Source organism: Brevundimonas sp. AVps5, assembly GCF_058681515.1.
Map to the genome: position 1 here is coordinate 2347338 of NZ_CM178740.1, position 11393 is coordinate 2358730.

General features: G+C 66.9%; 10 protein-coding genes. All 10 read right to left on the reverse strand.

The genetic code is table 11. The features are described 5' to 3' along the window. Positions 1-63: 63 nt before the first annotated feature. Positions 64-1536, reverse strand: coding sequence for an ammonium transporter (locus ACW18A_RS11920; RefSeq protein WP_492021929.1), 1473 nt, complete (start codon positions 1534-1536; stop codon positions 64-66). 193 nt (positions 1537-1729) lie between these two features. Next, positions 1730-2830, reverse strand: coding sequence for a 3-isopropylmalate dehydrogenase (leuB, locus tag ACW18A_RS11925; protein ID WP_492021930.1), 1101 nt, complete (start codon positions 2828-2830; stop codon positions 1730-1732). Beyond that, positions 2830-3435: a 3-isopropylmalate dehydratase small subunit gene (gene leuD / locus ACW18A_RS11930; protein WP_492021931.1), complete on the reverse strand. Its 606-nt coding sequence runs from the start codon at positions 3433-3435 to the stop codon at positions 2830-2832. Before leuD ends, leuB begins: the two co-directional genes overlap by 1 nt. Beyond that, positions 3428-4843, reverse strand: coding sequence for a 3-isopropylmalate dehydratase large subunit (gene leuC, locus ACW18A_RS11935; protein ID WP_492021932.1), 1416 nt, complete (start codon positions 4841-4843; stop codon positions 3428-3430). Before leuC ends, leuD begins: the two co-directional genes overlap by 8 nt. 174 nt (positions 4844-5017) lie before the next feature. Beyond that, positions 5018-6238: a 2-isopropylmalate synthase gene (locus ACW18A_RS11940; protein ID WP_492021933.1), complete on the reverse strand. Its 1221-nt coding sequence runs from the start codon at positions 6236-6238 to the stop codon at positions 5018-5020. Beyond that, a complete protein-coding gene (locus ACW18A_RS11945) occupies positions 6235-6501 on the reverse strand; it encodes an ACT domain-containing protein (RefSeq protein ID WP_492021934.1) in 267 nt (88 codons plus the stop codon). Before ACW18A_RS11945 ends, ACW18A_RS11940 begins: the two co-directional genes overlap by 4 nt. Continuing rightward, positions 6501-8225 carry an acetolactate synthase 2 catalytic subunit gene (gene ilvG, locus ACW18A_RS11950; protein WP_492021935.1) on the reverse strand — a complete coding sequence of 575 codons (1725 nt, stop codon included), beginning with the start codon at positions 8223-8225 and terminating at the stop codon, positions 6501-6503. Before ilvG ends, ACW18A_RS11945 begins: the two co-directional genes overlap by 1 nt. Before the next feature lie 33 nt (positions 8226-8258). After that, positions 8259-9269 carry a ketol-acid reductoisomerase gene (gene ilvC, locus ACW18A_RS11955; RefSeq protein WP_492021936.1) on the reverse strand — a complete coding sequence of 337 codons (1011 nt, stop codon included), beginning with the start codon at positions 9267-9269 and terminating at the stop codon, positions 8259-8261. A gap of 3 nt (positions 9270-9272) precedes the next feature. Beyond that, positions 9273-10952: a dihydroxy-acid dehydratase gene (ilvD, locus tag ACW18A_RS11960; protein ID WP_492021937.1), complete on the reverse strand. Its 1680-nt coding sequence runs from the start codon at positions 10950-10952 to the stop codon at positions 9273-9275. 160 nt (positions 10953-11112) lie between these two features. Beyond that, positions 11113-11265, reverse strand: coding sequence for a hypothetical protein (locus tag ACW18A_RS11965; protein ID WP_492021938.1), 153 nt, complete (start codon positions 11263-11265; stop codon positions 11113-11115). Positions 11266-11393: the final 128 nt, after the last annotated feature.

Sequence of the window (11393 nt, forward strand, 5' to 3'; positions counted from 1 at the left end):
GCTACACAGATTCGGCGGCCGGGCGCTAGGGCGCTACGCGCCCTAGCGCCCGGCATCGTTTTTTCAGCGTTCCAGGGCTTCGCCGTGGAGGGTGGTGTCGAGGCCTTCGGCTTCCTGGGCGTCGGTGACGCGCAGGCCCGTAGTGAACTTGCAGATCAGCAGGATGACGAAGGTCACGACGGCGCTCCAGGCGATCGTCCAGGCCAGGCCCAGGGCCTGGGTCGGGATATTGGCGCCGTCCGAAAGGCTGTTGATCGCCGTGGTCGCGAACACGCCGGTCAAGAGAGCCCCCAGCACGCCGCCCGCGCCGTGGATGCCGAAGGCGTCCAGCGAGTCGTCGTAGCGGAGCAGCTTCTTCAGCCATACCGAGGAAGCGTAGCAGACCGGACCGGCGATCAGGCCGATGATGACCGCCCCCTTTGGATCCACGAAGCCCGCGGCCGGAGTGATGGCGACCAGGCCGGCAACCAGGCCGGACAGAATGCCGATCAGAGATGGCTTACGCTTCTCGATCACCTCGACGATCTTCCAGGTCAGGGCGGCGGCGAAGGCGGCGACGATCGTGTTCAGCAGAGCGACCGCAGCAATGCCGTCCGCTGCCCAGGCCGAGCCGGCGTTGAAACCGATCCAGCCGACCAGCAGAAGCGATGCGCCGATCATGGTCAGGACCGGGTTGTGGGCGTTCATGGCGTCGACGCCGTAGCCCTTGCGCGGTCCGAGGAACAACGCGCAAACAAGGCCGGCAACGCCGGAGTTGACGTGAACCACCGCGCCGCCGGCGAAGTCCAGCACGCCGGCCGAACCCAGAAAACCGCCGCCCCAGACCCAGTGAGCGACCGGCGCGTAGACGAATATCGACCACAGTACCGTGAACAGTAGCAGGCCTGAGTATTTCAGACGCTCGGCGAAGGCGCCCGTGACCAGGGCGGGTGTGATGATGGCGAAGGTCAGCTGGTAGGCGATCCACAGGTATTCGGGCAGGCCCGGAGCCAGGCTGTGGGCCGTGGTCATGGTGACCCCGTTCAGGAAGACCGCCTGGGTCGACCCGATCACCGACTGCACAGCGTCGCCGTCGAAACCAAGCATCGGCTGGCCGACGCCAAAGGCGAGGCTGTAGCCGATGGCAAACCAGCACAGGGTTGAGACGGCGGCGACGCCGACTGACTGGGTGATGGTGGCAATGACGTTTTTCCGGCGCACCATGCCGCCGTAAAACAGCGCCAGGCCCGGCATGGTCATCAACAGCACCAGAGCCGTAGAGGTCAGGATCCAGGAGGTGGAGGCCTCATTGATCTCGAGCGGCACCTGGTGCGCCAGGAGCGGGACTACGGGAGCGGCCGTTTCTTCTGCAGGAGCGACCGCTTCAGCCCCCTCGGCCGCGGCGGCGTCCGCGACCGGCTTGGCCGGAGCCGCGGCTTCGGTGGTCGGTGCCGGCGCGGCGGCGTCCTGGGCGAAGGCTCCTCCAGCGTAGAAGAGTCCGATGGTCAGAAGGCAGAGGGCAAGGATGCCCGGTAGCCGATTAAAAAACTGCGACATGGATGCGTCCCCCTGTGTGATCTCGCAGTTGCGAACTGTTTACTGCAACGCAACGAGACGCAAGGGGCTTAGCCGTATCCGGTGCAATTTTCGTGCGCGTGTCGCAAGCTACACAGCATGTCATGGCAAGAAATAACCAGCATGACCGCTGCATCGCACAATCATTTTACGTGACGCCGCTATGACGAAAAGGTTAACCCCAGTGCATCTGCACCCGGTGCGCGGCGGCCCAGTGGATGGCGCGGATGGCGTCGATGATCGCCTCGCCTGCCGCCCTCGTGCCCAGCTCGCCGCCGAGATCAGCGGTCGTCGCCCCCGCCGCCAGCACGGCCGCCACGGCCGCCTCGATCGATGACGCCTCGTCTTCGAGATGCAGGCTGTGACGCAACATCATGGCCGCCGACAGGATGGTGCCGACGGGGTTGGCCAGGTCCTGTCCGGCGATATCGGGCGCAGAGCCGTGGATGGGCTCGAACAGGCCGGGTCCCGATTCTCCCAGCGACGCCGACGGCAACAGGCCGATCGATCCGCCCAGCACCGAGATCTCGTCGGACAGGATGTCGCCGAACATGTTCTCGGTCAGGATGACGTCGTATTCGCGCGGCTTGCGGATCAGGTGCATGGCCATGGAGTCGACCAGGGCGTGCTCCAGCTGGACCTGCGGGAACTCCTCGGCGTGGATACGGGTCACGACCTCGCGCCACAGCCTCGACGTCTCCATGACGTTGGCCTTGTCGACCGAGGTCACCTTGCCGCGCCGTTGCAGGGCGGTCTTGAACGCCGCGCGCGTGACCCTCTCGATCTCGGGCACGGTATAGACGCACAGGTCCGACGCCATGGTGTCGGTGCGGGTCTTCTCGCCGAAATAGACGCCGCCGGTCAGCTCCCGGAAGACGATCAGATCGACGCCCTCGACGATCTCCTTCTTCAATGGCGAGCGGTGCGCCATGACCGGCGAGACCTGCAACGGCCTCAGGTTTGCGAACAACCCCATGGCCTTGCGGATGCCCAGCAGCCCCTCTTCGGGTCGACGTTTGCCGCCGTCCCACTTCGGCCCGCCGACCGCGCCCAGCAGAACGCCATCAGCCGCCAGACAGGCCGCTGTGGTCTCGGGCGGCAGGGGATCGCCGGTCCCGTCAATGGCGGCACCGCCGATCAGATGCTCCTGGAATTCGAACTTGTGGCCGTAGAAGTCGGCAATGACGCGCAGCACGTCCCTGGCCGACGAGATCACCTCCGGCCCGACCCCGTCACCGGGCAACAGGACGATGTTGAAGGTCTGGGTATTCGGCATCACGCGGGCTCCGGGGCCAAGGCTTGTTCAGACTGGGTAAGTTCGTAGGCTTCGATGTCAGGCATGTGTTTCTGGAGCCAGCCGAGGGTGTCGACGCCGTCCAGCAGACACTGGCGCGCAAACGGCTCCACCGCAAAAGCGACCGGCGCATGATTGCCGCGACGAACCTCTCCGGCCTCCAGGTCGACGGTCACGACCTGCTCGGGATTGGCGACCAGATCCTCCCAGGTCGCCTGATCGACGACGACGGGCAGGAAGCCGTTCTTCAGGGCGTTGGAGGTAAAGATGTCGGCGATCGAGGTCGAGATCACGGCGCGGAAGCCGTAGTCGTAGAGCGCCCAGGGCGCATGCTCACGCGATGAGCCGCAGCCGAAATTGTCGCCGGCCACCAGGATGCGATGCTCCGACGGATCGATCCGGTTCAGCACGGCTTCCGGCCGCGCCGATCCGTCCGCCTCATAGCGCCAGTCGTAGAAGGCCTTCTGGCCCAGACCGGTCGTCTCGGTCGTGGTCAGGAACCGTGCCGGGATGATCTGGTCGGTGTCGATATTGGCCTGGGTCAGAACCAGCGTCCGCGATGTCAGGACTTTCAGGGGTTCAGGCATCAACCGCCTCAGACAGATACACTCGCGGGTCAGTCAGCACGCCGGCGATGGCCGAGGCAGCCGCCGTCGCCGGGCTGGCCAGGATGGTTCGGGCACCCTTGCCTTGCCGGCCCTCGAAATTGCGGTTGGACGTCGAAACGGCCAGTTGCCCCGGCGCGACGAAGTCCCCGTTCATGGCGATGCACATAGAACAGCCCGGGATGCGCCACTCGGCCCCGGCCTCGGTGAAGACCTGGTGCAGGCCTTCGGCTTCCGCGTCGCGACGCACGGCCTCGGACCCCGGCACGACCAGCATTCGCACGCCGGCCTTGACCTTGCGGCCGCGCAGCACCTCGGCGGCGGCCCGAAGGTCGGGCAACCGCCCATTGGTGCAGGAGCCGATGAAGACCACGTCGACCGCCTGGGTCGTCGTCGTCTCTCCGGCCTCGAAGCCCATATAGGCCAGGGCCTTTCGGTCGCTGTCGGACTTCGGCTCAGGCACGCGCGACCCGATCGGCGAACCGGCGTCCGGCGTCGTGCCCCAGGTCGCCATCGGTCGGATGGCGGCCCCGTCGATGGTCACCTCGGCGTCAAACACCGCGCCGGGATCGGTCGCAAGGCCCAGCCACTCGGCCGCCCTGGCCTCATAGGCCTCGCCCTGCGGCACATGTTTGCGCCCGCGTAGCCAGTCGATGGCCGTCTGATCCGGCGCGATCATTCCCGCCCGCGCCCCGGCCTCGATCGACATGTTGCAAAGGGTCATCCGCCCTTCCATGTCGAGTCCGCGCACAGCCTCTCCCGCGTATTCGATCACGAAGCCGGTCCCGCCGCCGAAGCCCAGTTCGGCGATGACGGCCAGGGCCACATCCTTGCCCGACACACCCGGCGTCAGGGCCCCGTTGACCGTCACCCGCATGGCCTTCGACTTGCGCTGCAACAGGCACTGGGTCGCCAGCACATGGCCGACTTCCGAGGTGCCGATGCCGAAGGCCAGGGCCCCGAAGGCCCCGTGTGTCGCCGTGTGGCTGTCGCCGCAGACGACCGTCATCCCCGGCTGGGTCAGGCCCAGCTCCGGCCCCATGACATGGACGACGCCGCGATCGGGCGAGCCCCAGCCGGCCAGATCGATGCCGTGCCGTTCGCAATTCTCTTCCAGCCGCGTGACCTGCGACTTCGCCTCCGCCGTCACATAGGGCCGCTCGCCGTCCACGGCGGGCAGGGTCGGGGTCGAGTGGTCCAGCGTCGCGAACGTCCGGTCCGGGCGACGGACCTTCAGTCCGCGCGCCTCGATCTCGGTAAAGGCCTGGGGGCTGGTGACCTCGTGGACGAGGTGCAGGTCGATATAGAGCACGCCCGGCGTGGCCTCCGTCTCGGGGGTGACGACGTGGGCGTCCCAGACCTTGTCGAACAGGGTGCGAGGCACGGTCATGCGAAATCCTCCCCCATCGGGGGAGGTGGCGCGAAGCGCAGCGCAGCGACGGAGGGGGCTCGCAGCGAAATCGGTGTCTGGGGCTGGCCCCCTCCACCGCGGAGCCTGTCCTCCGGCCGAGCGAAGCTCGGACCGGGGGGCGATCCCCCTCCCCCGACGGGGGAGGAATTAGAACTATGCCGCGACATGTGCGTCCCTTTGTGTCGCCGTGCATATGGCGATCAGCTCGGCGTCGTCGATCTCGCCGATCTCGTCCGCGCGCCTCTTGAAAGCGGCGAAGGCGGCGTTCAGGTGATCGCCGATCAACGGATAGCCCAGCACCTCGGCGCGCTTCTGAACCGCTGTCCGGCCCGAATGCTTGCCCAGCACGAAGAAGCTGCCCGAGAAGCCGACGTCCTCGGGACGCATGATCTCATAGGTGCGGGCATCGGCGTACATGCCGTGCTGGTGGATGCCGGCCTCGTGAGCGAAGGCGTTGATGCCGACGATGGCCTTGTTACGCACGATCGGAGAGTGGGTGACCTCGCTCAGCATCCGGCTGGTCTCCAGCAGCCTGGTCGTGTCCACGCCCGTCGTGACGCCATAGCGCTCGGCCCGGACCCGCAGGGCCATGACCACCTCTTCCAGGGCCGCGTTGCCGGCCCGCTCGCCGATGCCGTTGATGGTCGATTCGACCTGACGCACGCCCGCCTCGATCGCCGACAGGCTGTTGGCCACGGCCAGTCCGAGGTCGTTGTGGCAGTGGGTGGAGAAAATCACGTTCGGGAAGTTCGGGCGCATCCTGGCGATCAGGAACCGGTACAGGTTGGCGATCTCGTCCGGCGTCGCATACCCCACGGTGTCCGGTACGTTCAGGGTCGAGGCCCCGGCGCCCGCTGCGGCTTCGAGAACTTCGGCCAGGAATTCCGGCTCGGTGCGGATGGCGTCCTCAGCCGAGAACTCGACGTCATGGAAATGGGTGCGGGCGTATTCGACCGAGCGCACGGCCTGGGCCAGCACCTGATCCGGAGTCATCTTCAGCTTGGCTGCGCGGTGGATGGGGCTGGTGCCGATGAAGACGTGGCAGCGACGGCGCTTCGTCCCACGCAGGGCGCGATAGGAGGCGTCGATGTCGCCCTCGTTCGACCGCGACAGGGAGCAGAAAACGGGCCCCGAGTCGTCCTCGGCCAGCTCGCCGACAACCGCCCGGATACAGTCCTCGTCGCCCGGCGAGGCGGCGGCGAAACCGGCCTCCATGACGTCGACGCCGAGGGCCTTCAGCGCCCGGCCCATGCGGACCTTGTCGTCGGGCGACATGGAGAAGCCCGGCGCCTGTTCGCCGTCGCGCATGGTCGTGTCGAAGACGATGACCCGGTTCGGGTCGGTGCCTACTCGATCGATGATGGAGCCGGTCATGCTGCGGCGACGCTCTGATAGCCGTAGGTCGAGCCGGCGAAACCGACCCGGGTGGCACCGATCAGCTTGTCGATCTGGCGACCCAGGTTCTCGGTGCAGCGTGCCTCGTCCCGGCCACGGACCTGCAGATGGACGCGGCGCATCGCGCCCTCGTCCGACAGGCTCATGCCGTCGATATGGAAGCCGCGACGCTCCACGAGACCGATGAGCCGCTGGAGCGAGCCGTCGGCCCGGTCGATCTGGATCTGGATGGTGTCGGTCATCACATGTCTCCTTCGAAGCGCGTGTCGTGCATCATCTCGCCGTTGGACTTGCCCGGAGGGACAAGCGGCCAGACGTTTTCCTTGGGGTCGATCAGGACGTGCATCAGGCACGGTCCGGGCGCGGCGAGCAGACGGGCGATGCCGTCCGTGACCTGGTCGCGCCGGTCGATCATGAAGGCCTCGATACCGAAGGCCTGGGCCACGGCGACGAAGTCGGGATTGTCCGACAGGTCGACCTCGGAATAGTTCTCGGCAAAGAACAGCTCCTGCCACTGACGCACCAGGCCCAGGGACGAGTTGTCGAGCAGGACGATCTTCAGGGCGACGCCGTAGCGGCGCAGGGTCGCCAGCTCCTGGATATTCATCATGAAGCTGCCGTCGCCCGAGATGGTGACGACCTGGGCCTCAGGGTTCGCCATCTTGGCCCCCAGGCCGGCGGGCAGGCCGTAGCCCATCGCGCCCAGACCGCCCGAGGTCAGGTGGGCTTCGGGCCGCGAGAACTCGCAGTGCTGGGCAACCCACATCTGGTGCTGGCCGACATCGCAGGCCGCGACGAAACTGTCGCCCGCCGTCTTCGACAGTTCGTTCAACAGGGCCGGCGCATAGACCCCCTCGCCCGGCGCGTCGTAGCGGAAGGCGTTGCGCCTGGCGTTCGAGGTCGAGCGGATAATCCAGGGATCGATGGCCAGCGAGGCTGTGGCGACGCGCGCCGTCAGGGCCTCGATGCCCGCCTTCAGGTCGCCGATGACCGGGACGTGGACGGCGCGCAGTTTGCCGATCTCGGCCGGGTCGATGTCGAAATGGACGACCTTCGCATGGGGGGCGAACGCGTTCAGCTTGCCGGTCGCGCGGTCGTCGAACCGTGCGCCGAAGACGATCAGCAGGTCGCTGTCCTGCACCGCCTCGTTGGCGGCGCGCGTGCCGTGCATCCCCAGCATGCCCAGGAAGCCGGGCGCATCTGTGCGAATGGAGCCAAGGGCGTTCAGGGTCGAGACCGAGGGGATGCCAGTGCGCTCGGCGAAGTCGCGCAGGGCCTCGACGGCACCGGCGATCTTCACCCCGCCGCCGATGTAGATCAGCGGACGTTCGGCGGCGCGGATCAGGGTCTCCGCCTCGGCGATTGCGGCGTGATCCAGCGGCGTGACGTCGTTCGGATAATGGAAGCCGAAATCATCAGAGGTCATGCCGACCTGGACGTCCTTGGGCAGGTCGACCAGGACCGGACCGGGGCGGCCCGAGCGGGCGACGTGGAAGGCTTCCTCGATGACGGCGGGGACATCGGCCGGGTCGCGGACAACCCAGGAATGCTTCACCAGCGGCAGGGTGACACCCAGGATGTCGATCTCCTGGAAGGCATCGGTCCCCATCAGGTGGGTCGCGACGTTGCCGGTGATGCAGACCATCGGCACCGAATCCATCATCGCATTGGCGATACCGGTGATCAGGTTGGTCGCGCCCGGACCCGAGGTCGCCATACAGACGCCGACCTTCCCCGTCGCCCGGGCATAGGCGTCGGCGGCGAAGGCCGCGCCCTGCTCGTGGCGCACCAGGATGTGCTTCAGACCCGAACCGGTCAGGGCGTCATAGACCGGCATGATCGCGCCGCCCGGATAGCCGAACACCACATCCACGCCCAGCCGCTCCAGGGTGGAGACGAGCAGCCGCGCACCGCTCCGGGGCGGGTTTGCGGCTTTGGCGCTGATGGCGGTGGCGACGGCTGACATTGCGGTTCCGGGACTGAGTTTTTTGCGGTTCGACTATGCGGCTTCGGCGGTCTTGGGCGCGTGCAGCCAGGCCATCCGTTCGCGCAGTCCCTTGCCGACCGACTCGATCAGGTGCTCGCCGTCGGCCTTGACCAGGGCGTCGTAGGCGCCCTTGCCGGCTTCGTTCTCAGCGATCCATTCGCGGGCGAACTGGCCCGACTGGATCTCGTCCAGCACGTCCTTCATCCGGGCGCGGGTCTCGGAGTTGATGACGCGCGGGCCGCTGACGACCGAGCCCCACTTGGCCGTCTCCGAGATGAACTCGTTCATCTTGGTGATGCCGCCCTCGTAGAACAGGTCCACGATCAGCTTCAGCTCATGCATGCATTCGAAATAGGCGATTTCGGGCTGGTAGCCGGCCTCGACCAGGGTGGTGAAACCGCCCATGACCAGCTCCTTGGCCCCGCCGCACAGGACCGCCTGTTCGCCGAACAGATCGGTCTCGGTCTCTTCCTTGAAGGAGGTTTCCAGCAGGCCGCCGGTCGCACCGCCGATGCCCTTGGCATAGCCCATGGCCCGGTCGCGGGCCTTGCCGGTCGCGTCCTGCTCGACGGCGAACAGGGCGGGGACGCCGCGTCCGCGCGCATACTCACGGCGGACCAGATCGCCCGGCCCCTTGGGAGCCACCAGAATGACGTCCATGTCCTTCCGCGGCGTAACGCGGCCGTACAGGATCGAGAAGCCGTGAGCGAACAGGATGGCCGCGCCCTTCCTGGCGTTAGGCTCGATGATGTCCTTGTAGATCTGGGCCTGGGCCATGTCGGGCGTCAGGATGGCGATGATGTCCGCCCCCTTCACCGCTTCGCCCGGCTCGGCGGTCGGAACGCCGTCGGCCTGGGCGTTCTTCCAGCCCTTGCCGCCGTGACGGACGCCGACGACCACGTCGTGGCCCGAGTCCTTCAGGTTCTGGGCGTGGGCGCGACCCTGCGAGCCATAGCCGATGACAGCGATGCGCTGGCCGGCGATGACGCCGGGACGGATGTCGTCGTTGGTGTAGATTTGCATGGCTCAGGCTTCCTGCGTCTGACGGGTTTCCGCACGGACTTGGGCCGGCGGCGGGTTGGGAATGGTGACGGCACCTTGGGCGGCGGAGGCCACCGAGGCGCGATATTTGGCGAAGACGCCCGTCGCCGCGTTCAGCGGCGGCGCAGTGTGAGCGGTCCGGCGCGCGGCCAGGTCCGCAGCGACGTCGATGCGGCGCGCGGTGACGTCGATGGTGATGCGGTCGCCGTCGCGGATCAGGGCGATCGGGCCGCCCGCCGCCGCTTCCGGTGACACGTGGCCGGCGACGAAGCCGTAGCTGGCACCCGAGAACCGGCCGTCGGTGATCAGGGCGACGTTGTGGATGCCCCGGCCCTTCAAGGCGGCTGTGACCTGCAGCATCTCGCGCATGCCGGGGCCACCCCTGGGGCCTTCGTAGCGGATGACGATGACGTCGCCCTCGCCCACTGCCCCGTCCTGGACGGCGCGGAAGGCGGCTTCCTCGGAGTCGAACACACAGGCCGGACCCTCGAACCGGTCGACCTTGTGGCCGGTCAGCTTGATGACGGCACCGTCCGGGGCGATGTCGCCATAGATGACGGCATAGGAGCCGCGCGGGCTGAAAGGCTCGGCGACGGTCGAGACAACCTGCTGGCCCGGCGTCTCCTCGGCCTCGGACGCTTCGGCGAACAGGCTGCGGCCGGAAACGGTCGGAGCGTTGACGATCTTGCCCGCTTCGGCCAGACGCTGGGTCACGAGACGGGTGCCGCCCGAAGCGAACAGGTGCGAGGCCAGGAACCGGCCGCCCGGCTTCAGGTCACAGATGACCGGCGTCTCTTCGCAGGCCGTGTTGCAGTCCTCGACACCGAACTCGATCCCCGCCTCGATGGCGATGGCGGTCAGGTGCAGCACCGCATTGGTCGAACCACCCGAGGCGGAAACGGCGGCGGCGGCGTTCTTCAGGCTGGCGCGCGTGATGTATTTGCGCGCCGTGTCGCCGGCGAAGACCCGCTCGACGATCAGCTCGCCACAGCGGTGACCCTGGGCGCCCTTCATCGGATCGACGGCGGGGACGTCGTTCGCTCCCATGGGAGACAACCCCATGACCGACAGGGCCATGGCCATGGTGTTGGCCGTGAACTGGCCGCCACAGGCGCCCGCGCCCGGGCAGGCCGCGCTCTCGACCGCCTTCAGCTGGTCGTCGTCGATGGTCCCGGCACCGCGCGCGCCGATGGCCTCGAACACGTCCTGGATGGAGATCTCCTTGCCGCCGATGACACCCGGCATGATCGTGCCGCCGTAATAGACCAGGCCAGGGATATCCATCCGGGCCAGGGCCATGGCCGCCGCCGGGATGGTCTTGTCGCAACCGACGATACAGACGACGCCGTCCAGCTGGTGGCCCTGAACCGCCAGTTCGATCGAGTCGGCGACGACCTCCCGGGAAATCAGCGAGGCCTTCATACCCGGCGTGCCCATCGAGATGCCGTCGGTGACGACGATGGTATTGAAGTCGATCGGGAAGCCGCCAGCTGCGATGATTCCGGCGCGAACGTCTCGGGCCAGCCGTTCCAGATGCATGTTGCAGGGCGTCACCGACGACCAGGTGTTGACCACCGCGATCATCGGCTTGTCGAAGTCGGCGTCGTCCATGCCCGCGGCCCGCAGATAGCTGCGGGCCGCCGCGCGGTTGGCTCCAGCGGTCACGACGGCACTGCGTCGCTGAGGCGAAGGAGCCGTGTCTTCCGGGGTGAAATCTTGCGTCATGGTCTTGAGGCGTTCCGAGAGAGGTCCCGGATCGGCGCAACAAAAAACCCGCTTCCTTTCGGGAGCGGGTGGCTGCGTTCGATCCTGATTTTGCTTGGGTTCAGGTCAGTTGCATCCACGCCGCTCCGGAGAGCATGCCAAGGAGTACGCTGAGAATAATGGTGGTCAGGGCGGCGGCCATGTTGACCGGACGCGTCACGGCGACGGCGCGAGCCGTGCGGCGGATCGGGGTGTGACGGGTCTCGTGGCTCACGGCCAACTCCTGTTTACAAGGCCATAAGGCCAGACATCGCTGCGTCGCACAACCGAATTCAGGTAAAAACTTCCATAAAAAACCGCCGGAAGCTCTCCTGTGGCAATTTCAACCCGGGAGACGAAACG